Origin of the sequence: Citrobacter sp. LUTT5 (genome assembly GCF_009905315.1) — a bacterium.
GTDB lineage: Bacteria > Pseudomonadota > Gammaproteobacteria > Enterobacterales > Enterobacteriaceae > Citrobacter > Citrobacter freundii.
The window spans coordinates 4,753,035-4,777,510 of the sequence record NZ_CP047606.1; the positions used below are offsets into that span (position 1 = coordinate 4,753,035).

The following is a 24,476-nucleotide window of genomic DNA, read 5'->3' on the forward strand; positions in this document are numbered from 1 at the left end:
CAATCTGGCGCTGGCTGTTACGCCAGCACCAGTGACCTGTTTGATCGAGAGTTACTCGTCTTCCAGCTCGATGTTGATACCCAGCGAACGAATCTCTTTCAACAGTACGTTGAAGGATTCCGGCATGCCTGGTTCCATCTGATGGTTGCCGTCCACGATGTTTTTATACATCTTAGTACGACCGTTCACGTCATCAGACTTAACGGTGAGCATTTCCTGCAGGGTGTATGCTGCGCCATATGCTTCCAGCGCCCACACTTCCATCTCCCCGAAGCGCTGACCACCGAACTGCGCCTTACCACCCAGCGGCTGCTGAGTAACCAGGCTGTAAGAACCGGTAGAACGCGCATGCATCTTGTCATCAACCAGGTGGTTCAGTTTCAGCATGTACATGTAGCCAACGGTAACCTGGCGCTCGAACTGCTCACCGGTACGACCGTCGAACAGTGTGATCTGACCGGAAGTCGGCAGGCCACCCAGCTGTAACAGTTCCTTGATTTCAGACTCTTTCGCACCGTCGAATACCGGCGTTGCGATCGGCATACCTTTTTTCAGGTTTTCAGCCAGACGCAGAACTTCTTCATCACTGAAGGTATTCAGGTCAACTTTCTGACGAACATCTGAACCCAGATCGTAAGCACGCTGGATGAATTCGCGCAGTTTCGCGACTTCCTGCTGCTGTTTCAGCATGGCGTTGATCTTATCGCCGATACCTTTTGCAGCCATACCCAGGTGGGTTTCAAGGATCTGACCGATGTTCATACGCGATGGTACGCCCAGCGGGTTCAGTACGATATCTACCGGCGTACCGTTAGCATCGTGTGGCATATCTTCGATCGGGTTGATCTTAGAGATTACACCCTTGTTACCGTGACGACCTGCCATCTTATCACCAGGCTGGATCCGACGTTTAACCGCCAGATAAACCTTAACAATCTTCAGCACGCCCGGTGCCAGATCGTCGCCCTGAGTGATTTTACGGCGTTTCGCTTCGAGTTTTTTCTCGAATTCGTGTTTCAGTTCGTCGTACTGCTCAGCCAGTTGTTCCAGCTGATTCTGTTTTTCTTCGTCGGTCAGGCCGAGTTCTAACCAGCGGTCGCGCGGCAGTTTGTCGAGCTTCTCAGCTTCAACACCACCGGAAACCAGCACAGCGTAGATACGGCTGAACAGGCCAGCTTCGAGGATCTGCAGTTCTTCAGACAGGTCTTTTTTCGCCTGCTTCAGCTGCATCTCTTCGATTTCCAGCGCACGTTTGTCTTTTTCTACGCCATCGCGAGTAAAGACCTGAACGTCGATAATCGTACCGGAAACACCGTTTGGCACGCGCAGAGAAGAGTCTTTAACGTCAGACGCTTTCTCACCGAAGATCGCACGCAGCAGCTTCTCTTCTGGCGTCAGTTGGGTTTCACCTTTCGGCGTTACCTTACCAACCAGAATGTCGCCACCGGTCACTTCCGCACCGATATAAACGATACCGGATTCATCCAGTTTGGAGAGCGCAGCTTCACCCACGTTCGGGATGTCAGCGGTGATCTCTTCTGGCCCCAGCTTGGTGTCACGGGACACACATGCCAGTTCCTGAATGTGGATGGTAGTGAAACGGTCTTCCTGAACAACACGCTCGGATACGAGGATGGAGTCTTCGAAGTTGTAACCATTCCATGGCATGAATGCCACGCGCATGTTCTGGCCCAGCGCCAGTTCACCGAGGTCGGTGGACGGACCGTCAGCCAGCACATCACCACGTTCAACCGGCTCGCCCAGAGATACGCAAGGCATCTGGTTGATACAGGTGTTCTGGTTAGAACGGGTGTATTTGGTCAGGTTATAAATGTCGATACCTGCTTCGCCCGGGTACATCTCGTCTTCGTTAACTTTGATAACGATACGGGAAGCATCCACGTACTGAACAGTACCGCCACGTTTAGCAACTGCAGTAACACCGGAGTCAACGGCAACAGCACGTTCCATACCGGTACCAACCAGCGGCTTATCAGCGCGCAGAGTCGGAACCGCCTGACGTTGCATGTTCGCACCCATCAATGCACGGTTGGCGTCATCGTGTTCCAGGAACGGGATCAGGGACGCACCGACGGATACCACTTGCTGGGTGGATACGTCCATGTAGTCAACCTGATCACGGCTGAACAAGCTGGATTCGCCTTTGCTACGGCAGGTAACCAGATCTTCTACAAAGTGGCCTTCGTCATCCAGGTTGGAGTTCGCCTGAGCGATAACGTAGTTGCCTTCTTCGATAGCAGACAGGTAATGAATTTCGTCAGTTACAACACCGTCGGTCACTTTACGGTACGGAGTCTCGAGGAAGCCGTATTCGTTAGTCTGTGCATACACGGACAGGGAGTTGATCAGACCGATGTTCGGACCTTCAGGCGTTTCGATTGGACATACGCGACCGTAGTGAGTCGGGTGTACGTCTCGAACTTCGAAGCCTGCGCGTTCACGGGTCAGACCGCCTGGGCCGAGTGCAGAGATACGACGTTTGTGCGTAATCTCAGACAGCGGGTTGTTCTGGTCCATAAACTGAGACAGCTGGCTGGAACCAAAGAACTCTTTCACTGCTGCAGAAATCGGCTTGGCGTTGATCATATCCTGAGGCATCAGGGTATCCAGATCGCCCAGAGACAGACGCTCTTTCACCGCACGCTCAACACGTACCAGGCCAACGCGGAACTGGTTTTCCGCCATTTCGCCTACGGAACGGATACGACGGTTGCCGAGGTGGTCGATATCATCGACTTCGCCTTTACCGTTACGGATATCGATGAGCTTCTTCATCACTTCGATGATGTCGTCTTTGCTCAGGATACCGGAACCTTCGATTTCGTCGCGCAGCAGAGAACGGTTGAACTTCATACGACCGACCGCAGACAGGTCATAGCGGTCTTCGGAGAAGAACAGGTTCTCGAACAGGCTTTCAGCAGCTTCACGAGTCGGCGGCTCACCAGGACGCATCATGCGGTAGATTTCTACCAGTGCGCTCAGACGATCGTTGGTTGGGTCGACGCGTACAGTTTCAGAAATGTACGGACCGTGGTCCAGATCGTTAGTGAACAGCGTTTCGATACGCTTGTGACCAGACTGGCTCAGCTTAGCCAGCAGATCCAGGCTCAGCTCCATGTTAGCTGCGCAGATCAACTCGCCAGTAGATTCGTCAACGTAGTCTTTAGCCGCAACTTTACCAGCAATGTATTCAACTGGAACTTCGATATGTTTGATATCGTCTTTTTCCAGTTGGCGAATGTGGCGCGCAGTGATACGACGGCCTTTTTCGACGTAGACTTTGCCGTTAGCTTCAATGTCAAAGGAGGCGGTTTCACCACGCAGGCGTTCCGGCACCAGTTCCATCTGCAGCTTGTTGTCGCGAATTTCGAAAACAACTTTTTCAAAGAACAGGTCAAGGATCTGCTCAGTGGTGTAGTTCAGTGCACGCAGAATAATGGTCGCAGGCAGTTTACGGCGACGGTCAATACGTACGAACAGGTTGTCCTTCGGATCGAATTCGAAGTCCAGCCAGGAACCACGGTAAGGGATGATGCGCGCGTTATACAGCACTTTACCCGAAGAGTGGGTTTTACCTTTGTCGGAGTCAAAGAAGACGCCAGGACTACGGTGCAGCTGAGAAACGATAACACGCTCAGTACCATTGATTACAAAGGTACCGTTGTCAGTCATGAGCGGAATTTCGCCCATGTAGACTTCTTGTTCTTTAATGTCTTTTACGGTGCCTTCCGGCGCTTCGCGCTCGTAGATCACCAGACGCAGTTTTACGCGCAGCGGTGCGGAATAGGTCACGCCACGGATCTGACATTCCTGAACGTCAAACACCGGTTCGCCAAGGCGGTAGCTGACGTATTGCAGCTCGGAATTACCGCTGTAGCTCTGAATCGGGAAAACGGAACGGAAAGCTGCTTCCAGACCATACTGCCCTTCAGGATCTTGCTCGATGAACTTCTGAAACGAGTCAAGCTGGATAGAAAGGAGATAAGGTATGTCCAACACTTGTGGACGTTTACCAAAATCCTTACGAATACGTTTTTTCTCGGTATAGGAGTAAACCATTAGGGTTCCTCAGCTCGCTGACAAGTCGACCCATCTGTCCGACGAAGGGACAGTTTGTGCAACACTATTTTGTTGACCGGAAAATCGAATACTTTCCGCAATGCCTGTTGCTATCACGCTTAAACCATTTCATTGCGATTTACACAGAACGGATGCTCTGTCGCAGTATATTAAGACGTCGATAGAAACAAGCATTGAAAGGCACAGCAGTAGTCAAACAGTGTGAAATGCTACTGGCGCCTTACAGCGCAAAAAGGCTGGTGACTAAAAAGTCACCAGCCATCAGCCTAATTTCTTAGGCTGCAACCAGAAAAGTTGGCTTATTTAACTTCAACTTCAGCGCCAGCTTCTTCCAGAGATTTTTTCAGTGCTTCTGCGTCGTCTTTGCTGATGCCTTCTTTCAGGGCAGCCGGAGCAGATTCTACCAGGTCTTTAGCTTCTTTCAGACCCAGGCCAGTTGCGCCACGTACTGCTTTGATAACAGCAACTTTGTTAGCGCCAGCAGCTTTCAGAATTACGTCGAATTCAGTTTTTTCTTCAGCAGCTTCAGCCGGGCCAGCAGCTACAGCTACAGCAGCAGCAGCGGAAACACCGAATTTTTCTTCCATTGCAGAGATCAGTTCTACAACGTCCATTACGGACATAGCGGATACTGCTTCAATGATTTGATCTTTAGTGATAGACATTTAAATTGTTCCTGAAAATCAGAATAAGTTTATACGTAAGCAGATGCTTGAGAAAGATAACTGCGATTAAGCAGCTTCTTTCGCATCGCGTACAGCAGCCAGAGTACGAACCAGTTTGCCAGCCGAAGCTTCTTTCATGGTTGCCATCAGGCGTGCAATTGCTTCTTCGTAGGTCGGCAGAGTTGCCAGGCGATCGATTTGCGATGCCGGGATCAATTCACCTTCAAAGGCTGCGGCTTTGACCTCAAATTTTGCATTCGCTTTCGCGAACTCTTTGAACAGACGAGCAGCAGCGCCCGGGTGTTCCATAGAGTATGCAATCAGGGTCGGACCAACAAACGTGTCTTTCAGGCACTCGAACTGAGTACCTTCAACGACGCGGCGCAGCAGGGTGTTACGAACAACACGCATGTATACGCCAGCTTCACGACCTGCTTTACGCAGTTCAGTCATTTTATCTACAGTTACGCCACGGGAATCCGCAACTACTGCAGACAGCGCGCCTTTGGCTACTTCGCTGACTTCAGCAACAATCGCTTGTTTGTCTTGAAGATTTAAAGCCATTAGCTTTGCTCCTGGATGTTTGCCGGAACTCATGTTCCGGAACTCACTTCACTCTCACCAACGGAGAGAGCGTCTAAATACGGTGAGCAGAAACAAGCCAGAGTATCAGAAATAATCTTAGCGTTCTGTCACCGTCTACGCAGGGCATTAAGTTTCTTACGAAACACCTGCGGTCTTCGACGGAGGCCTGGATAGGCCAGGCTCCAACGAACAAATCTTGTCTATGACTTCGCCCTTTGAACCGTAGCTGTGTTAGCTGCTCTCGTTCACACCGGTCATGTAGTTAACTACACTCCCGGCGATTCACTCAATTGCTGCCTTGCTACAATTCAAATGACTCGCATAGAGTTCTGTTTATTTCAACAGAAACGTGGGGGTAAGATTGTAGACAAAATCACCGCCCACGTAAAGGCGAATATTAGTTCGCCACAGTCGCAGTCAGACCGGACTGATCAACGGCAACACCAGCACCCATGGTGGTGGAGATGCTAACTTTCTTGATGTACACGCCTTTAGCCTGAGTCGGTTTCGCTTTTTTCAGCGCAACCAGCAGAGATTCCAGGTTTTCTTTCAGTTTGTCAGCGTCAAAATCCACTTTACCGATGGTAGTGTGAATGATGCCGTTTTTGTCGTTACGGTAACGAACCTGACCTGCTTTAGCGTTCTTAACCGCTTCAGCAACGTTAGGGGTTACAGTACCAACTTTCGGGTTTGGCATCAGGCCACGCGGGCCCAGAACCTGACCCAGCTGGCCAACAACGCGCATTGCATCCGGGGAAGCAATAACAACGTCAAAGTTCATTTCGCCTTTCTTGATCTGGTCAGCCAGATCTTCCATACCTACCAGCTCAGCGCCTGCAGCTTTAGCAGCTTCAGCGTTTGCGCCCTGGGCAAATACGGCTACGCGAACGGAACGGCCAGTACCGTGCGGCAGTACAGTTGCACCACGTACGTTCTGGTCAGATTTACGAGCATCGATGCCGAGGTTAACGGCAACGTCTACGCTTTCTACGAATTTAGCAGTGGCCAGCTCTTTCAGCAGAGCAATAGCTTCGTTGATGTCGTACTGTTTAGTTGCATCAACTTTGTCACGGATCACGCGCATACGCTTGGTCAGTTTAGCCATTTCTTAGTCCTCCACTACCAGGCCCATGGAACGTGCAGTACCTTCAATGGAGCGAGTCATCGCTTCAATGTCGGAACCAGTCATGTCGGCAGCTTTGGTCTGCGCGATTTCCTGCAGCTGAGCGCGGGAAATTTTACCCACTTTGTCTTTGTTCGGCTTACCGGAACCAGACTTGATACCAGCCGCTTTCTTCAGCAGAACTGCTGCCGGAGGCGTTTTGGTAACGAAAGTGAAAGAACGGTCAGCGTAAACGGTGATAACAACCGGGATCGGCAGACCTTTTTCCATGGAATCAGTTTTTGCGTTGAACGCTTTGCAGAATTCCATGATGTTCACGCCTTGTTGACCCAGTGCTGGACCTACCGGCGGACTCGGGTTAGCCATACCAGCTGCAACTTGCAGCTTGACGTAGGCCTGGACTTTCTTAGCCATTCTAAATTCCTCTAGTTGGGTTATAGCGCCTCAAGGAGGCTCCCCGTGATTAAATTCGTTTTACGGACAGGGTCCATAAAAACAAAAGGCGCGAAATTGTATTCCAATCTCGCGCCTTGTGCAACGATTAAATCGCCGCTTTTTTGATCGCTGTTTAGGCTTTTTCTACCTGGGCAAAGTCCAGTTCTACCGGGGTCGCACGACCAAAGATAGAAACAGAGACTTTCAGGCGGGACTTCTCGTAGTCCACTTCTTCAACCACGCCGTTAAAGTCAGCAAACGGACCGTCACTAACGCGAACCATTTCACCTGGCTCAAACATCGTTTTCGGACGCGGTTTATCACCAACCTGCTGCAGACGGTTCATGATCGCATCAACTTCTTTGTCGCTGATCGGCGCCGGACGGTCAGATGTACCGCCGATAAAGCCCATCACACGCGGCACGCTACGCACCAGGTGCCAGCTTGCGTCATTCATCACCATCTGGACCAGTACATAGCCCGGGAAGAATTTACGTTCGCTCTTGCGACGCTGGCCACCACGGATTTCGACCACTTCTTCGGTCGGCACCATGACTTCGCCAAACAGCTCTTCCATATTTTGTAACTTGATATATTCGCGCAGCGACGTGGCTACGCGGCCTTCAAAACCGGAAAACGCCTGAACGACGTACCAGCGCTTTTTAGGGGCTTCAGACATCTTAGAACCTCAGGCCAGTGATAAAGGATACCAGGCGAACCAGAATACCATCCAGTCCCCACAGGATCAGTGACATTACTGCGGTAACCGCAGCCACAATTAATGTGGTGTGCAATGTTTCCTGGCGAGTTGGCCAAATGACCTTACGGACTTCGGTTCTCGCTTCACGGGCAAAAGCAACGGTCGCTTTACCTTTTGTTGTCAACAGCGCGACACCACCCGCTGCGGCAATCAGAATCACTACGGCCAGCGCACGCAGCGGCAGCATCATGTCACGATAGAGGTAGTTGCCAACGATAGCTACAAGCAGCAATACAGCGACAACAACCCACTTCATCGCTTCCAGGCCGCGCCCGCTTCCTTGAGCTTCGGTATTCGCACTCATAAACCAACCTGTCAGAAGTATTCTACAAACATTTTCACCCCGCGTAAGCGAGGCGATCCAAACCGAAATGCTCTGGTGCGTTTCGGACTAAACGCCCTCTTCAGAGCCTGTCTCAGCAATGATTATGACAAAAAAAATCACTGATGAGCCAGGTTCTGGTGTGAAAGCGTGCAAAAAGGGCATCAAATGATGCCCTTTTATTGCGCATTGCGTCAAATGTTATTCGGCAATTAGCTCATTACTTTGGCAACAACGCCCGCACCAACAGTACGGCCGCCTTCACGGATTGCGAAACGCAGACCGTCGTCCATCGCGATCGGGTGGATCAGGGTAACAACCATTTTGATGTTGTCGCCCGGCATTACCATCTCTACGCCTTCCGGCAGTTCGATGGTACCAGTCACGTCAGTAGTACGGAAGTAGAACTGCGGACGGTAGCCTTTGAAGAACGGAGTATGACGGCCGCCTTCGTCTTTGGACAGAATGTACACTTCAGATTCAAACTTGGTGTGCGGCTTGATAGAGCCCGGCTTAGCCAGTACCTGACCACGTTCGATTTCTTCACGTTTGATACCACGCAGCAGAACACCAACGTTCTCACCAGCACGGCCTTCGTCCAGCAGTTTGCGGAACATTTCAACGCCAGTACAGGTAGACTTAGCAGTCTCTTTGATACCAACGATTTCAACTTCTTCACCAACCTTGATGATACCGCGCTCTACACGACCGGTAACAACGGTACCACGACCGGAGATGGAGAATACGTCTTCGATAGGCAGCAGGAACGGCTTGTCAATCGCACGCTCTGGTTCTGGGATGTAAGAATCCAGGAAGCCAGCCAGTTCGATGATTTTCGCTTCCCACTCTGCTTCGCCTTCCAGCGCTTTCAGAGCAGAACCACGAACGATCGGAGTGTCGTCGCCCGGGAAATCGTACTGAGACAGAAGTTCACGAACTTCCATTTCTACCAGTTCCAGCAGCTCTTCGTCATCAACCATGTCGCATTTGTTCAGGAACACGATGATGTACGGAACGCCTACCTGACGACCCAGCAGGATGTGCTCACGAGTCTGCGGCATCGGGCCGTCAGTCGCAGCAACAACCAGGATCGCGCCGTCCATCTGCGCAGCACCGGTGATCATGTTTTTAACATAGTCGGCGTGGCCCGGGCAGTCTACGTGTGCGTAGTGGCGAGTCGGGGTGTCATATTCAACGTGAGAAGTGTTGATGGTGATACCACGTGCTTTTTCTTCCGGCGCGTTATCGATCTGATCGAATGCGCGAGCAGCACCGCCGTAGGTTTTAGCCAGAACGGTAGTGATTGCAGCGGTCAGCGTTGTTTTACCATGGTCAACGTGGCCGATAGTACCGACGTTAACGTGCGGTTTAGTACGTTCAAATTTTTCTTTAGACATCGATTGTCCCTCTAAGACACGGATAAATCGGTGATATCACCACATCAACCAGGCAATATACCTGAGCTGTTGAATGCTTTTAAAAGTAAACAGAGAGAAACGGGAAGGAGAAGTGAAGTGGTGCTGATACCCAGAGTCGAACTGGGGACCTCACCCTTACCAAGGGTGCGCTCTACCAACTGAGCCATATCAGCACGTCTGGAGCGGGCAGCGGGAATCGAACCCGCATCATCAGCTTGGAAGGCTGAGGTAATAGCCATTATACGATGCCCGCATCCTGAAACTCGGCTACCCAGTTCTTTCTGTAACAAAAAAGAGATTTCTCTCTTTTCTGTTCGAGCTGATTAATTTTTTAATCAACTCAGGCGGCGATAACGCTGCCAGAAAGTGGTGGTGGGGGAAGGATTCGAACCTTCGAAGTCTGTGACGGCAGATTTACAGTCTGCTCCCTTTGGCCGCTCGGGAACCCCACCGGACTTGATGGTGCCGACTACCGGAATCGAACTGGTGACCTACTGATTACAAGTCAGTTGCTCTACCTACTGAGCTAAGTCGGCATCAAGTAGCGCGCATTTTATGGAGACATGCGCACTCATGCAACTAAAAAATTGCATAAAATGTTCTATCGCTCACATTTTGCACTATGCGACCGATAAATAATCTATTTCTTCTTTGGATTGGACAAATTTCCAACGCCAGGTGCCACCTCAGGGAGGAATTTTGCTCCGGCATGCGCGCGTTGATAGAGAGAAAGCACATCTTTATACATCTGGAATACCCGTCACATTGCATTTCAGAGGATGATTTTTTCTTATTATTCCCCTCCATCTGGTGTTACCCTCCTGCCCATTGTCCAAATTAACTGAAATGTGCGTGCCATTGCGTACCGGGGATGATTTCGTTTTTTACCGCAGACCTGATATAGCAATGACAGCCAGACCATGCGTATGAGTATAAAAGAGCAAGCGTTAACGTCGCCTTACCTACAGTTTGATCGCAACCAGTGGGCTGCGCTTCGTGATTCCGTGCCGATGACTCTGACCGAGGAAGAGATTGCTCGTCTTAAAGGCATTAACGAAGACTTATCGCTGGAAGAAGTTGCCGAGATTTATTTGCCTCTCTCGCGTTTGCTAAACTTTTACATCAGTTCAAACCTGCGACGTCAGGCAGTGCTGGAGCAATTTTTAGGCACGAATGGCGAGCGTATTCCTTATATTATTAGTATTGCTGGCAGCGTTGCCGTCGGTAAAAGTACGACAGCGCGTGTTTTGCAGGCCTTACTCAGTCGCTGGCCAGAGCATCGTAAGGTTGAATTGATTACTACCGATGGCTTTCTCCACCCTAACCAGGTATTGAAAGATCGTGGACTAATGAAGAAGAAAGGCTTCCCCCAGTCCTATGATATGCATCGCTTGGTTAAATTCGTTTCCGATCTGAAATCAGGCGTACCTAACGTCACGGCGCCGGTCTATTCCCATCTCATCTATGATGTGATCCCTGATGGCGACAAAACCGTTGCCCAGCCCGACATATTAATACTCGAAGGGTTAAATGTATTACAAAGCGGGATGGACTATCCTCACGATCCACATCATGTATTTGTTTCTGACTTTGTCGACTTTTCTATTTATGTTGATGCGCCAGAAGAATTACTCCAGACGTGGTATATCAACCGCTTTCTGAAATTCCGTGAAGGGGCGTTTACCAACCCGGACTCTTATTTCCATAACTATGCAAAATTATCAGAAGATGAGGCTATCAATACTGCCACATCGCTATGGAAAGAAATTAACTGGCTGAATTTAAAGCAAAACATTTTACCAACACGTGAAAGAGCCAGCTTGATTATGACTAAAAGCGCCAATCATGCCGTTGAGCAAGTCAGGCTACGTAAATAAATAAAAAAGGGGAGCCTCAGCTCCCCTTTTTATTATTCAGCACTTCTCAGCGATATTTCTCCACCCATCCAGGGTTTGATCTCGCCATTTTGTTCAAGCAATAATGCACCTTGCGTGTCTATTCCACGAGAGATACCAAATATTTCTTTATCACCAATAATAAGTTTTACCGGGCGGTCGATAAAGTTATCCAGTTTCTTCCAGCGAGACAGATACGGTGCTAATCCTTCGTGCTCAAAGAGCACCAACGCAGCGCGCAACTCACGTATCAGTCGGGCAGCAAGGGTATTGCGGTCAATGTTAATGCCCGCTTCCTGCAGGTTAATCCAGCCTTGATTAACCACATTTTCCTCAACCCGGCGCATGGACATATTAATACCTGCACCGATAACAATTTGCGCGGCATCACCTGTCTTACCGGTCAGTTCAACCAGGATCCCTGCCAGTTTACGGTCGAGTAAATAGAGGTCGTTGGGCCATTTTACACGGACTTTATCCGCCCCCAGATCGCGCAAAACCTCAGCCATGACGATACCAATAACCAGACTCAGGCCAATCGCGGCGGCCGGTCCTTGTTCCAGCCGCCAGAACATTGAGAGGTAAAGGTTGGCACCAAACGGTGAAAACCATTTCCGACCACGGCGGCCGCGCCCGGCCTGCTGATATTCAGCGACACAGGCATCCCCTGACTCCAGCTGACCTATTCGGTCCATCAGGTACTGATTGGTTGAGTCGATAACCGGCAGGACAGTGATATTTCCACCATCCAGTTGAGAATGAATAAGTGAGGCATCTAATAGTTGGATAGGCTCCGGTAAGCTGTATCCTTTACCTGGAACAGTAAAGACATCAACCCCCCAGTCGCGCAACGTCTGGACATGCTTATTGATTGCGGCACGGCTCATTCCCAACGTTTCACCGAGCTGCTCACCGGAATGAAATTCTCCATCGGCCAATAATGAAATAAGCGTCAGAGGGACGGTATTATCCTTCATGCAATGATCTCCACAGCATTCATTTCACCCTGCGGACCAATAAACCGGACCTCTGGTTCGAGCCAGACATTAAATTTCTCACCGACTTTTTGGCGCACATGGTGTGCAAGTTGCACTACATCCTGACTCGTCGCATTATCTGCATTGATCAGCACCAGTGCCTGCTGCTGATGTACCGCCGCGCCACCAATGCGCATACCTTTTAGCTGGCACTGATCGATAAGCCAGCCTGCTGCCAGTTTCACAGAACCATCAGCCTGCGGGTAATGAGGTGCTGTTGGGAATTTAGCCAGGAGCTCCTGCGCAATATTCCCAGTGACAACTGGGTTTTTAAAGAAGCTACCCGCATTACCGTTTACTTTCGGATCGGGCAGTTTTGTCGTGCGCATATGGCAGACTGAATCAAAAACCTGCTGAGGTGTAACTGTTGTAGGATCCAGACGCGTCAGGTCACTGTAAGTCAAAACGGGCTGCCACTGTTTAGGTAAGCGCAGACCAACGGCTACAATTGCGAAACGATCCTGGTATTCATGCTTGAAGATGCTGTCACGGTAACCAAAACGGCATTCTGTAGCACTGACGCGCAGATGTTTGCCGGTCGCCAGTTCAATGCAGTCCACATATTCGCAAACACGCTGAAGTTCCACACCATAAGCACCAATATTCTGGATTGGCGATGAGCCGACACAGCCCGGAATAAGTGCCAGATTTTCCAGGCCAGGCATGTTGTGCTCCAGCGCATAGCACACCAACTGATGCCAGTTTTCACCCGCGCCTACGTGCAAATGCCACGCATCAGGTTGCTCTGTAATCTCAATACCCTTAATACGATTGACGATCACCGTACCCTGGAAGGTATCAAGAAACAGGACGTTACTCCCTTCGCCCAGAATCAGTACTGGATGATGCGATGCATTGGCTGATTGCCAGGCATTCAGTAATTGTTGTTCATTTTCGGCGCAGACAAGTTCATTCGTTTGCTGATCGATACCGAAGGTGTTCCAGGCTTTAAGGGAGTGATTCATAGACGCTTTCCTGATGCAAAATCGCGCCTAGTTTACCGCATATACCGCAGAATGGCTTGTGTTATGCAGGCTCAGGATATTGCTTTGCACCCGATGGTGCTGCGATGTGCGTGATGCGCTGCGCTTATCAGGCCTGCACAATACGTTCAGCCCGGCGGTTTTTACCCCGCACACACGCAAAAAAGCCCATCCGTCAGGATGGGCTTCTTCACTTTATTTGATGCCTGGCAGTTCCCTACTCTCGCATGGGGAGACCCCACACTACCATCGGCGCTACGGCGTTTCACTTCTGAGTTCGGCATGGGGTCAGGTGGGACCACCGCGCTACAGCCGCCAGGCAAATTCTGTTATTAACCCGCTTTTCGCCGGTTAATGTAATCTGTATCAAGCTGAATCTCGTCTCTTCGCCAAAACATCTTCGGCGTTGTAAGGTTAAGCCTCACGGTTCATTAGTATCGGTTAGCTCAATGTATCGCTACACTTACACACCCGACCTATCAACGTCATCGTCTTTAACGTTCCTTCAGGAGACTTATAGTCTCAGGGAGAACTCATCTCGGGGCAAGTTTCGTGCTTAGATGCTTTCAGCACTTATCTCTTCCGCATTTAGCTACCGGGCAATGCCATTGGCATGACAACCCGAACACCAGTGATGCGTCCACTCCGGTCCTCTCGTACTAGGAGCAGCCCCCCTCAATTCTCCAGCGCCCACGGCAGATAGGGACCGAACTGTCTCACGACGTTCTAAACCCAGCTCGCGTACCACTTTAAATGGCGAACAGCCATACCCTTGGGACCTACTTCAGCCCCAGGATGTGATGAGCCGACATCGAGGTGCCAAACACCGCCGTCGATATGAACTCTTGGGCGGTATCAGCCTGTTATCCCCGGAGTACCTTTTATCCGTTGAGCGATGGCCCTTCCATTCAGAACCACCGGATCACTAAGACCTGCTTTCGCACCTGCTCGAGCCGTCACTCTCGCAGTCAAGCTAGCTTATGCCTTTGCACTAACCTCCTGATGTCCGACCAGGATTAGCTAACCTTCGTGCTCCTCCGTTACTCTTTAGGAGGAGACCGCCCCAGTCAAACTACCCACCAGACACTGTCCGCAACCCGGATCACGGGTCCACGTTAGAACACCAGCCATTAAAGGGTGGTATTTCAAGGATGGCTCCATGCAGACTGGCGTCCACACTTCAAAGCCTCCCACCTATCCTACACATCAAGGACCAGTGTTCAGTGTCAAGCTATAGTAAAGGTTCACGGGGTCTTTCCGTCTTGCCGCGGGTACACTGCATCTTCACAGCGAGTTCAATTTCACTGAGTCTCGGGTGGAGACAGCCTGGCCATCATTACGCCATTCGTGCAGGTCGGAACTTACCCGACAAGGAATTTCGCTACCTTAGGACCGTTATAGTTACGGCCGCCGTTTACCGGGGCTTCGATCAAGAGCTTCTCCTTACGGATAACCCCATCAATTAACCTTCCGGCACCGGGCAGGCGTCACACCGTATACGTCCACTTTCGTGTTTGCACAGTGCTGTGTTTTTAATAAACAGTTGCAGCCAGCTGGTATCTTCGACTGATTTCAGCTCCACGGGTAAACCGCTTCACCTACATATCAGCGTGCCTTCTCCCGAAGTTACGGCACCATTTTGCCTAGTTCCTTCACCCGAGTTCTCTCAAGCGCCTTGGTATTCTCTACCTGACCACCTGTGTCGGTTTGGGGTACGATTTCGTGTTACCTGATGCTTAGAGGCTTTTCCTGGAAGCAGGGCATTTGTTACTTCAGCACCGTAGTGCCTCGTCATCACACCTCAGCGTTAAAAAGGTACCGGATTTACCTGGAACCTCCGCCTACATGCTTAAACCGGGACAACCGTCGCCCGGCTAACATAGCCTTCTCCGTCCCCCCTTCGCAGTAACACCAAGTACAGGAATATTAACCTGTTTCCCATCGACTACGCCTTTCGGCCTCGCCTTAGGGGTCGACTCACCCTGCCCCGATTAACGTTGGACAGGAACCCTTGGTCTTCCGGCGTGCGGGTTTTTCACCCGCATTATCGTTACTTATGTCAGCATTCGCACTTCTGATACCTCCAGCATGCCTCACAGCACACCTTCAACGGCTTACAGAACGCTCCCCTACCCAACAACACATAGTGTCGCTGCCGCAGCTTCGGTGCATGGTTTAGCCCCGTTACATCTTCCGCGCAGGCCGACTCGACCAGTGAGCTATTACGCTTTCTTTAAATGATGGCTGCTTCTAAGCCAACATCCTGGCTGTCTGTGCCTTCCCACATCGTTTCCCACTTAACCATGACTTTGGGACCTTAGCTGGCGGTCTGGGTTGTTTCCCTCTTCACGACGGACGTTAGCACCCGCCGTGTGTCTCCCGTGATAACATTCTTCGGTATTCGCAGTTTGCATCGGGTTGGTAAGTCGGGATGACCCCCTAGCCGAAACAGTGCTCTACCCCCGAAGATGAATTCACGAGGCGCTACCTAAATAGCTTTCGGGGAGAACCAGCTATCTCCCGGTTTGATTGGCCTTTCACCCCCAGCCACAAGTCATCCGCTAATTTTTCAACATTAGTCGGTTCGGTCCTCCAGTTAGTGTTACCCAACCTTCAACCTGCCCATGGCTAGATCACCGGGTTTCGGGTCTATACCCTGCAACTTAACGCCCAGTTAAGACTCGGTTTCCCTTCGGCTCCCCTATACGGTTAACCTTGCTACAGAATATAAGTCGCTGACCCATTATACAAAAGGTACGCAGTCACCCCATAAAGAGGCTCCCACTGCTTGTACGTACACGGTTTCAGGTTCTTTTTCACTCCCCTCGCCGGGGTTCTTTTCGCCTTTCCCTCACGGTACTGGTTCACTATCGGTCAGTCAGGAGTATTTAGCCTTGGAGGATGGTCCCCCCATATTCAGACAGGATACCACGTGTCCCGCCCTACTCTTCGAGTTCACAACCTGTGCATTTTGGTGTACGGGACTATCACCCTGTACCGTCGGACTTTCCAGACCGTTCCACTAACACACAAGCTGATTCAGACTCTGGGCTGCTCCCCGTTCGCTCGCCGCTACTGGGGGAATCTCGGTTGATTTCTTTTCCTCGGGGTACTTAGATGTTTCAGTTCCCCCGGTTCGCTTCATTACGCTATGTATTCACGCAATGATAGTGTGTCGAAACACACTGGGTTTCCCCATTCGGAAATCGCCGGTTATAACGGTTCATATCACCTTACCGACGCTTATCGCAGATTAGCACGTCCTTCATCGCCTCTGACTGCCAGGGCATCCACCGTGTACGCTTAGTCGCTTAACCTCACAACCCGAAGATGTTTCTTTCGATTCATCATCGACTTGCAAAAATTTGAGAGACTCGAACACACCGCTTTTCATTTCTTATTACGGAGAAATGAAACAGTGTGTCGTTTCAATTTTCAGCTTGATCCAGATTTTTAAAGAGCAAAACTTCGCAGTGAACCTTTTCAGGTACACTCTGAAGTTTTCTTGTGTTTTTGCAGTAAAGATGGTGGAGCTATGCGGGATCGAACCGCAGACCTCCTGCGTGCAAGGCAGGCGCTCTCCCAGCTGAGCTATAGCCCCATCGTAGTTATCTCATTCACCTTAATTCCTGCTGAGACAAGGCGTGGAGCGGCGAAGCATACTGAAGTATGCGAGTCGTTTCACAACGCGGTATCAGAAAGAATTTGGTAGGCCTGAGTGGACTTGAACCACCGACCTCACCCTTATCAGGGGTGCGCTCTAACCACCTGAGCTACAAGCCTGCAGAGATTTTCTTACTGCTAATTTTCATCAGACAATCTGTGTGAGCACTACAAAGAACGTTTCTTTAAGGTAAGGAGGTGATCCAACCGCAGGTTCCCCTACGGTTACCTTGTTACGACTTCACCCCAGTCATGAATCACAAAGTGGTAAGCGCCCTCCCGAAGGTTAAGCTACCTACTTCTTTTGCAACCCACTCCCATGGTGTGACGGGCGGTGTGTACAAGGCCCGGGAACGTATTCACCGTGGCATTCTGATCCACGATTACTAGCGATTCCGACTTCATGGAGTCGAGTTGCAGACTCCAATCCGGACTACGACATACTTTATGAGGTCCGCTTGCTCTCGCGAGGTCGCTTCTCTTTGTATATGCCATTGTAGCACGTGTGTAGCCCTACTCGTAAGGGCCATGATGACTTGACGTCATCCCCACCTTCCTCCAGTTTATCACTGGCAGTCTCCTTTGAGTTCCCGACCGAATCGCTGGCAACAAAGGATAAGGGTTGCGCTCGTTGCGGGACTTAACCCAACATTTCACAACACGAGCTGACGACAGCCATGCAGCACCTGTCTCAGAGTTCCCGAAGGCACCAAAGCATCTCTGCTAAGTTCTCTGGATGTCAAGAGTAGGTAAGGTTCTTCGCGTTGCATCGAATTAAACCACATGCTCCACCGCTTGTGCGGGCCCCCGTCAATTCATTTGAGTTTTAACCTTGCGGCCGTACTCCCCAGGCGGTCGACTTAACGCGTTAGCTCCGGAAGCCACGCCTCAAGGGCACAACCTCCAAGTCGACATCGTTTACGGCGTGGACTACCAGGGTATCTAATCCTGTTTGCTCCCCACGCTTTCGCACCTGAGCGTCAGTCTTTGTCCAGGGGGCCGCCTTCGCCACCGGTATTCCTCCAGATCTCTACGCATTTCACCGCTACACCTGGAATTCTACCCCCCTCTACAAGACTCTAGCCTGCCAGTTTCGGATGCAGTTCCCAGGTTGAGCCCGGGGATTTCACATCCGACTTGACAGACCGCCTGCGTGCGCTTTACGCCCAGTAATTCCGATTAACGCTTGCACCCTCCGTATTACCGCGGCTGCTGGCACGGAGTTAGCCGGTGCTTCTTCTGCGAGTAACGTCAATCGTTGCGGTTATTAACCACAACGCCTTCCTCCTCGCTGAAAGTACTTTACAACCCGAAGGCCTTCTTCATACACGCGGCATGGCTGCATCAGGCTTGCGCCCATTGTGCAATATTCCCCACTGCTGCCTCCCGTAGGAGTCTGGACCGTGTCTCAGTTCCAGTGTGGCTGGTCATCCTCTCAGACCAGCTAGGGATCGTCGCCTAGGTGAGCCGTTACCCCACCTACTAGCTAATCCCATCTGGGCACATCCGATGGCAAGAGGCCCGAAGGTCCCCCTCTTTGGTCTTGCGACGTTATGCGGTATTAGCTACCGTTTCCAGTAGTTATCCCCCTCCATCGGGCAGTTTCCCAGACATTACTCACCCGTCCGCCACTCGTCACCCAAGGAGCAAGCTCCTCTGTGCTACCGTTCGACTTGCATGTGTTAGGCCTGCCGCCAGCGTTCAATCTGAGCCATGATCAAACTCTTCAATTTAAGTTTGATGCTCGTGAATTAAACTTCGTAATGAATTACGTATGTTCACTCAGAGACTTGGTATTCATTTTTCGTCTTGCGACGTTAAGAATCCGTATCTTCGAGTGCCCACACAGATTGTCTGATAAATTGTTAAAGAGCAGTTGCGACGCGCTTTAGCGCTCTGTCGCGAGGTCCCGTATATTACGTTTTCCTCATTCAGAGTCAAGCATTTATTTTTGCTTTTCTCTACGAGATTCTCAGTGGAACCCCGCTGACCCGGCGGCTTGTAATCCGTTATTCCGTGTCAGTGGAGGCGCATTATAGGGAGTTATTTCGGGCTGACAAGGGGAAATTTAAAATAATCTTCCGAGTGCGTATTTTTTCATCAAAACAACTTAAACTGACAGTTTTTCGAGCGTTTTAAAGCCATAGCGCTGTAGCACGGGCAATAGTTGTTCGGCTTCTGTCGTCATTGCCATACAAAATGCAACGTTCTCATCTGTTGATTTCGCATCTGGCGCTTCATGTTCTAATAACCAGGCCGTGCGGCGCGCAATCGCGGCACCAGAATCCACCAGCCGCGTCCCCTCGGGCAGGACCTGTAAAAGCTCTTCCTGTAATAGAGGGAAATGAGTGCACCCGAGCACTACCGTGTCGGGTGGTTCCGACATCCGCAGCCACGGACGCAGAATACGCCGCAGCTCTTCCAGAGAAACTGTTTCACCGTGCAGCTTCGCTTCCGCCAGTTCCACCAGCTCAGCAGAACCCAACATTGCAATTTGGCATTCGTTAGCAAACCGCGCAATCAGCTCATGGGTATACGAGCGCTTCACCGTTGCACGCGTAGCCAGCAGCCCCACTACGCCATTCGCCGTGAGTCGCGCCGCCGGTTTAATCGCAGGCACCACGCCCACAACCGGGAAGGCAAACTTCTCACGTAACGCAGGAAGCGACACCGTGCTTGCTGTATTACATGCGATGACCGCAAGAGAGAGGGGATAACGCTGCTGGACAGCAGTCACAATCTCAACAACACGCTCGACGATAAACTCCTCGCTCTTCTCTCCATAAGGAAAGGCGACGTTGTCGAAAGCGTAGATATAGTGGAGATCCGGCAGAAGACGCCGGATCTCGTCATAGACCGACAACCCACCGACACCGGAATCAAACACCAGCACGGTGGGACGGGGATCAGAAGGTGTAGCTGCCAGACAAGGTGTATTCCCGTCCTGCAGTTGCGTAGCCATAAACTGTCTCGTAATCTTTATCGAACAGGTTGGCGATTTTACCACGAACTGTCAGCTGTGAGGTGATTGGATATGATAATCCGATATCCCATAAGCTGACGCCGCCCAATTTAACATCACGATTATTGTCGTAATCATTATCGTAACGTTCACCTATATATTGATACGCAACGTTCCAGCCCAGATCCTGGACCTGTCCGGTTAACTCATACTTAACCTGCTGTTTTGCACGGCGATAGAGCACCTTGTTTGTGTCATCATCGCGCGGATCAACGTATTGTAGCGTTAGATGATGTTCTACAGGGCCAGTCGTAATGTTTCCGGTCCATTCCAGCCCCTTAATCGTGGCTGATTTAACGTTGACGTACTGGTTATTCTTGTAGTCGATCAGGTTTTGAATTTCATAGTGGTATGCGGAAAGACGCCAATCAAGCGGCCCTGTCAATCCATCAATTCCTGCTTCCCACTGTTTGGATTCTTCCGGTTTCAGGTTCGGGTTGGCGGCAATACCCGGCCCATAGGATGAGGCAAAGCGCGTCGCCCCGTACTGCTGACCCAGCGAGGGTGCCAGGAAACCAGTACCGTAAGAGAGCGTTGCGCGATAACCATCAACAAACTCCCAGCCGGCTGCGGTCTGCCAGGTGCCATGCCAGCCGAATTGTTCGTCATGATCTTCACGCCCCGAAGCTTCCAGCGTGACGCTGTCAATTTGTTGCTGTCCGGTCAGATAAAGCCCGGTCGTATCACGTTTATAGCTGTCGGATAACGTCGTGCTACTGGAGGTCAGTTTTTCCTGTTTCCAGTCAACACCGCCGTTGATCGCCCCATGTCCAACCTCAATGCTATTCCCCCACTGGATATAACGCTGTTCCATATCATCCAGCGTGGCATCTCCTGCGTAGCGGCCAAGCTCGTTACTGTAGTTGTAATCCTTCAGGCGCTGGTAGTTAGCAATTAACTGAGAAGAGTAAATGCCAGAGTTGTACCGTAAACCCGTATCCCAGGACTGGTTGTAATTCTGGGCTTCGTCATTACCGCCCGGATAACCCCACGCCCCTTGGTCATAATCGCTATTCGCGGTGTAGCCGTAGCCACGGAAAAAAACGGAGAAATTATTGTCGAACTTATGCTGTACCGCGCCCCAGAACAACTTGTTACGGTAACCATCCCGGTCGCTGTCACCGCTGTAGGGTGAATCGGGCTGAATGTTAAAGCCTTTCGTCGTCTGATATGCGCCGGCAGCGGTCACCACCGTGTCGCCGAAACGCTTGTTGATAGCGCCATCGTAAGTCTGATAACCGTTACTACCCATGCCTGCGTTGATCTGCGATTTCTCTTCATCACTCATCGTAATGATGTTAACCACACCACCGATCGCACCAGATCCATACACCGCTGAACGCGGTCCGCGAATGTATTCAACCCGCTGCACCAGCGATACCGGAATCTGGCCAATATCAACACCATTGGAAATGCCTGGCCGTGCCATTGGAACACCGTCAATCAGTACCAGCACATGACGCGCTTCAGTCCCACGCACATATAGAGAAGAGCTGCTCCCCATCCCACCGGTCTGCGAGATATCTACCCCCGGCAATCGACGCATGACATCATTCAGATCTTTTGACTGCCAGCGCTGAATATCTTCACGCGTGACCACATCGGTGGGGGCAAGAACAGTATTAACAGGCTGCTGAAAACGGTTGGCAGTGACGACGAGAGTATCCGGGCGAGTGTCCTGTGCCCAACCAGAAAATGCCGTGACGGACAGCGCCGTGCACAGCAATGATTTTTTGATCATTGTAAAGCATCCACAATTTAAGAAGGATGCCGCAGGTCCCACCGATAGTACGCGATGATGAAAACCAGATGCGACGTTAGCCGGCAGGTCTTCGGGCTTGGAGGCGACTTAAAGAGACGATGACTTCCCGCGGCAATCCGCAGTGTCTGCACCAGGTGCGCTCATCTCTTACCTTCCTTACCGCTGCGCGTCAGCTCCAGATTTACACTGGATTCCCTTTTAACTCACAGGACCGGAAAACGGATGCTACAGTTTGTTACAACCTGGTGTCCAGACCGCGTATCACATTATCGGAAATCATCAATGACTGGACATCTGTTGAGCAATCCCTACAATCCCCGCGTACTTTTATTTTTCAGGACGCATCATGACCCCCGAACACCTTCCGACAGAACAGTACGACGCCCAGTTAGCTGAGAAAGTAGTGCGTCTGCAGAGCTTAATGACGCCATTTTATGCACAGGCTCCGGAAGTGTTTCGCTCACCGGTCAGCCATTACCGTATGCGCGCCGAATTCCGCCTGTGGCATGACGGTGATGACCTGTACCACATCATGTTCGACAGCCAGACCAAAAACCGTATTCGCGTCGACAGCTTCCCGGCTGCCAGCGAGCTCATCAACACGCTAATGACGGCAATGATCGACGGCGTTCGCAACAACCACGTCCTGCGCCACAAACTGTTTCAGATTGATTACCTCACAACCCTGAGCGATCAGGCGGTGGTTTCGATGCTGTACCATAAAAAGCTGGATGATGAATGGCGTAAGGAAGCCGAAGCGCTGCGAGATGCGCTGCGGGCGCAAAACCTGAACGTGCATTTGATTGGTCGGGCTACCAAAACCAAAATTGAGCTGGACCAGGACTACATTGACGAACGCTTGCCGGTTGCAGGTAAAGAGATTATCTACCGCCAGGTTGAGAACAGCTTCACCCAGCCAAACGCCGCCATGAATATTCAGATGTTAGAGTGGGCGATTGATGTCACCAGGGGCTCAAAAGGCGACCTGCTGGAGCTGTATTGCGGCAATGGCAATTTCTCGTTAGCCCTGGCGCAAAACTTCAACCGCGTACTGGCCACTGAAATCGCCAAACCGTCCGTGGCTGCTGCACAGTACAACATCGCGGCTAACCATATTGATAACGTACAAATTATCCGCATGGCGGCCGAAGAGTTTACACAGGCGATGAACGGTGTTCGCGAGTTCAACCGTTTGCAGGGAATCGATCTGAAGAGTTACCAGTGTGAAACTATCTTCGTTGACCCACCGCGCAGCGGTCTGGACAGCGAAACGGAGAAAATGGTGCAGGCGTATCCGCGCATTCTGTACATCTCCTGCAATCCGGAGACGCTGTGTAAGAACCTGGAAACGTTAAGCCAGACGCACAATGTTTCACGTCTGGCGCTATTCGATCAGTTCCCATATACGCACCATATGGAGTGCGGAGTACTGTTAACGAAGAAGTAAGACTGAACGGAGGCCGGATAAGCACTACCGGTTCAGATTGCCGGATAGCGGCTTTGCCTTATCCGGCCTACAGCGACAACTGTTACTCCACAATTTCCTGTTTACGGTTACGCATTTTAAAGCCGATCCAGAACACCAGAATCACCGATAGCACCGCCGGGAAGAAGTTAGAGCCAATATCCGGATATTCAGCGCGTACCACGGTGCTGTATAGCAGAACACCGAGAATAAAACAGGCGGCGGCCAGGCCCGGCAATCCCACAGGCATGGTGCGGTTCTGATAGCGTTGATGCAGACAATAAACCGTCAGCACCAGCGAAATAATCGGGAATACGGAGAATGGCACAATGGAGCTAAACAGCGCCGCAAATGTACCATTGATCGATAAGCCAGCAACCAGCGCCAGCAGCAGCGTACCTTTATCTTGACCTGACTGTTTCATTGCTTGTCCTTCTCGTTACTCGGAGTGGTGCGTCATCTTCTCTTGTTCACGGCGGTACCAATAAAATGCGCCTTTCGCGATCATGCGCAGTTGCAATACCAGCCGCTCTTCTAGCTGTCGACGCTGTTCAGCGCCAACATCCAGTGCTTCTGCCCCGGCGCTGAAAACAATGGTTACCATGGCTTCGGCTTGCGCTTCAGTAAACGCACGAGGCATATGGTTTTCGAGTTCCAGATAGTCCGCAAGTTCCGCAATGAAGTGCTGAATTTCACGTGCGACCGCTGCACGAAACGCTGCGGATGTCCCCGAACGCTCGCGCAATAATAAACGGAAGGCGTTGGGATTGTTGCCGATGAACTCCATAAATGTTGAGACCGAGGTGCGGATCACACTCCCGCCCTTCGCGATACGCTGGCGCGCCTGGCGCATCAATTGACGCAGCATCAGACCGCTTTCGTCCACCATCGTCAGGCCGAGTTCATCCACATCGCGGAAATGGCGATAAAACGAGGTTGGCGCAATGCCCGCTTCACGAGCAACTTCGCGTAAACTGAGGCTGGCAAAACTACGCTCAGCGCTCAGTTGACTAAATGCGGCTTCTACCAGCGAACGCCGGGTTTTTTCTTTTTGTTGCGCTCTAACGCCCATCACGATGTCTGAATCCTTCCACATACCTTGCTGGCACTATACCAGAGATTAGGCGGTTGGCATGGCTTTGTGAATGATTGTTTACGCGCAGTTTGTGCTTCGACTTCGCAAAAAAGCACAACGATAATTGGGTTATCCTGACAACGATGTTACTATTCTGTTGCTTTT

Annotated in this window: 16 protein-coding genes, 6 tRNA genes, 3 rRNA genes, 1 pseudogene and 1 riboswitch; of the genes and pseudogenes, 3 read left to right on the forward strand and 23 right to left on the reverse strand. The window is 51.0% G+C overall.

Going from position 1 to position 24,476, the window contains the following annotated elements; genetic code table 11:
* Positions 1-51 precede the first annotated feature (51 nt).
* From rpoB to GUC46_RS22655, 12 genes are all read right to left on the reverse strand, one after another.
* Entirely contained in the window at positions 52-4,080 is a 4,029-nt protein-coding gene (gene rpoB / locus GUC46_RS22600; RefSeq protein WP_003033111.1) for a DNA-directed RNA polymerase subunit beta, read from the reverse strand.
* Positions 4,081-4,400: 320 nt separating this feature from the next.
* Positions 4,401-4,766, reverse strand: coding sequence for a 50S ribosomal protein L7/L12 (gene rplL, locus GUC46_RS22605; RefSeq protein ID WP_003033114.1), 366 nt, complete (start codon positions 4,764-4,766; stop codon positions 4,401-4,403).
* Positions 4,767-4,832: 66 nt separating this feature from the next.
* Complete coding sequence (rplJ, locus tag GUC46_RS22610; protein ID WP_001207203.1) at positions 4,833-5,330, reverse strand: 50S ribosomal protein L10; 498 nt, start codon at positions 5,328-5,330, stop codon at positions 4,833-4,835.
* A gap of 418 nt (positions 5,331-5,748) precedes the next feature.
* Positions 5,749-6,456, reverse strand: a complete 708-nt coding sequence (rplA, locus tag GUC46_RS22615; RefSeq protein WP_003033119.1) for a 50S ribosomal protein L1 — start codon at positions 6,454-6,456, stop codon at positions 5,749-5,751.
* A 3-nt stretch (positions 6,457-6,459) separates the two neighbouring features.
* Complete coding sequence (gene rplK, locus GUC46_RS22620; protein WP_003033122.1) at positions 6,460-6,888, reverse strand: 50S ribosomal protein L11; 429 nt, start codon at positions 6,886-6,888, stop codon at positions 6,460-6,462.
* Positions 6,889-7,042: 154 nt separating this feature from the next.
* Positions 7,043-7,588: a transcription termination/antitermination protein NusG gene (gene nusG / locus GUC46_RS22625; protein WP_003033125.1), complete on the reverse strand. Its 546-nt coding sequence runs from the start codon at positions 7,586-7,588 to the stop codon at positions 7,043-7,045.
* A 1-nt stretch (position 7,589) separates the two neighbouring features.
* Positions 7,590-7,973, reverse strand: coding sequence for a preprotein translocase subunit SecE (gene secE / locus GUC46_RS22630; RefSeq protein ID WP_003033128.1), 384 nt, complete (start codon positions 7,971-7,973; stop codon positions 7,590-7,592).
* Positions 7,974-8,203: 230 nt separating this feature from the next.
* Positions 8,204-9,388 carry an elongation factor Tu gene (gene tuf, locus GUC46_RS22635; RefSeq protein ID WP_003031109.1) on the reverse strand — a complete coding sequence of 395 codons (1,185 nt, stop codon included), beginning with the start codon at positions 9,386-9,388 and terminating at the stop codon, positions 8,204-8,206.
* A gap of 118 nt (positions 9,389-9,506) precedes the next feature.
* Positions 9,507-9,582: transfer RNA gene (locus tag GUC46_RS22640), tRNA-Thr, on the reverse strand.
* 5 nt (positions 9,583-9,587) lie between these two features.
* Positions 9,588-9,662, reverse strand: a tRNA-Gly gene (locus GUC46_RS22645).
* 114 nt (positions 9,663-9,776) lie between these two features.
* Positions 9,777-9,861: transfer RNA gene (locus tag GUC46_RS22650), tRNA-Tyr, on the reverse strand.
* A gap of 8 nt (positions 9,862-9,869) precedes the next feature.
* Positions 9,870-9,945: transfer RNA gene (locus GUC46_RS22655), tRNA-Thr, on the reverse strand.
* A gap of 19 nt (positions 9,946-9,964) precedes the next feature.
* Here GUC46_RS22655 and GUC46_RS24165 point away from each other — a divergent pair.
* Both GUC46_RS24165 and coaA read left to right on the forward strand, forming a co-directional pair.
* Positions 9,965-10,045, forward strand: a pseudogene (locus GUC46_RS24165) (hypothetical protein); the annotation flags it as partial.
* A 290-nt stretch (positions 10,046-10,335) separates the two neighbouring features.
* Entirely contained in the window at positions 10,336-11,286 is a 951-nt protein-coding gene (coaA, locus tag GUC46_RS22660; RefSeq protein ID WP_003031107.1) for a type I pantothenate kinase, read from the forward strand.
* 32 nt (positions 11,287-11,318) lie between these two features.
* On the opposite strand, the gene birA is transcribed toward coaA, so the two are convergent.
* The 9 genes from birA to btuB all read right to left on the reverse strand — a co-directional run bounded on the left by birA (position 11,319) and on the right by btuB (position 21,750).
* The gene (gene birA / locus GUC46_RS22665) at positions 11,319-12,281 is read right to left on the reverse strand and encodes a bifunctional biotin--[acetyl-CoA-carboxylase] ligase/biotin operon repressor BirA (protein WP_054527941.1); all 963 of its coding nucleotides are present in this window, start codon (positions 12,279-12,281) and stop codon (positions 11,319-11,321) included.
* The gene (gene murB / locus GUC46_RS22670; protein ID WP_130715339.1) at positions 12,278-13,306 is read right to left on the reverse strand and encodes a UDP-N-acetylmuramate dehydrogenase; all 1,029 of its coding nucleotides are present in this window, start codon (positions 13,304-13,306) and stop codon (positions 12,278-12,280) included. Before murB ends, birA begins: the two co-directional genes overlap by 4 nt.
* A 222-nt stretch (positions 13,307-13,528) precedes the next feature.
* Positions 13,529-13,644 (reverse strand): 5S ribosomal RNA (gene rrf / locus GUC46_RS22675).
* A 90-nt stretch (positions 13,645-13,734) separates the two neighbouring features.
* Positions 13,735-16,641, reverse strand: a 23S ribosomal RNA gene (locus GUC46_RS22680).
* A 208-nt stretch (positions 16,642-16,849) separates the two neighbouring features.
* Positions 16,850-16,925, reverse strand: a tRNA-Ala gene (locus GUC46_RS22685).
* A gap of 105 nt (positions 16,926-17,030) precedes the next feature.
* Positions 17,031-17,107 (reverse strand) — tRNA-Ile (locus GUC46_RS22690).
* Between the two features lie 71 nt (positions 17,108-17,178).
* Positions 17,179-18,720, reverse strand: a 16S ribosomal RNA gene (locus GUC46_RS22695).
* The 16S, 23S and 5S rRNA genes sit together here with 2 tRNA genes alongside, the layout of an rRNA operon.
* 377 nt (positions 18,721-19,097) lie before the next feature.
* Positions 19,098-19,949, reverse strand: a complete 852-nt coding sequence (gene murI, locus GUC46_RS22700; protein ID WP_003847829.1) for a glutamate racemase — start codon at positions 19,947-19,949, stop codon at positions 19,098-19,100.
* Positions 19,894-21,750: a TonB-dependent vitamin B12 receptor BtuB gene (btuB, locus tag GUC46_RS22705; protein WP_130715390.1), complete on the reverse strand. Its 1,857-nt coding sequence runs from the start codon at positions 21,748-21,750 to the stop codon at positions 19,894-19,896. The genes murI and btuB overlap by 56 nt, the downstream gene beginning before the upstream one ends.
* A 64-nt stretch (positions 21,751-21,814) precedes the next feature.
* Positions 21,815-22,002: riboswitch (cobalamin riboswitch) on the reverse strand.
* 115 nt (positions 22,003-22,117) lie between these two features.
* Here btuB and trmA point away from each other — a divergent pair.
* Positions 22,118-23,218: a tRNA (uridine(54)-C5)-methyltransferase TrmA gene (gene trmA, locus GUC46_RS22710; protein ID WP_003028866.1), complete on the forward strand. Its 1,101-nt coding sequence runs from the start codon at positions 22,118-22,120 to the stop codon at positions 23,216-23,218.
* An 82-nt stretch (positions 23,219-23,300) separates the two neighbouring features.
* On the opposite strand, the gene GUC46_RS22715 is transcribed toward trmA, so the two are convergent.
* A complete protein-coding gene (locus GUC46_RS22715) occupies positions 23,301-23,660 on the reverse strand; it encodes a YijD family membrane protein (RefSeq protein ID WP_057102198.1) in 360 nt (119 codons plus the stop codon).
* A 15-nt stretch (positions 23,661-23,675) separates the two neighbouring features.
* Entirely contained in the window at positions 23,676-24,311 is a 636-nt protein-coding gene (fabR, locus tag GUC46_RS22720) for an HTH-type transcriptional repressor FabR (protein WP_003028862.1), read from the reverse strand.
* Between the last annotated feature and the right edge of the window lie 165 nt (positions 24,312-24,476).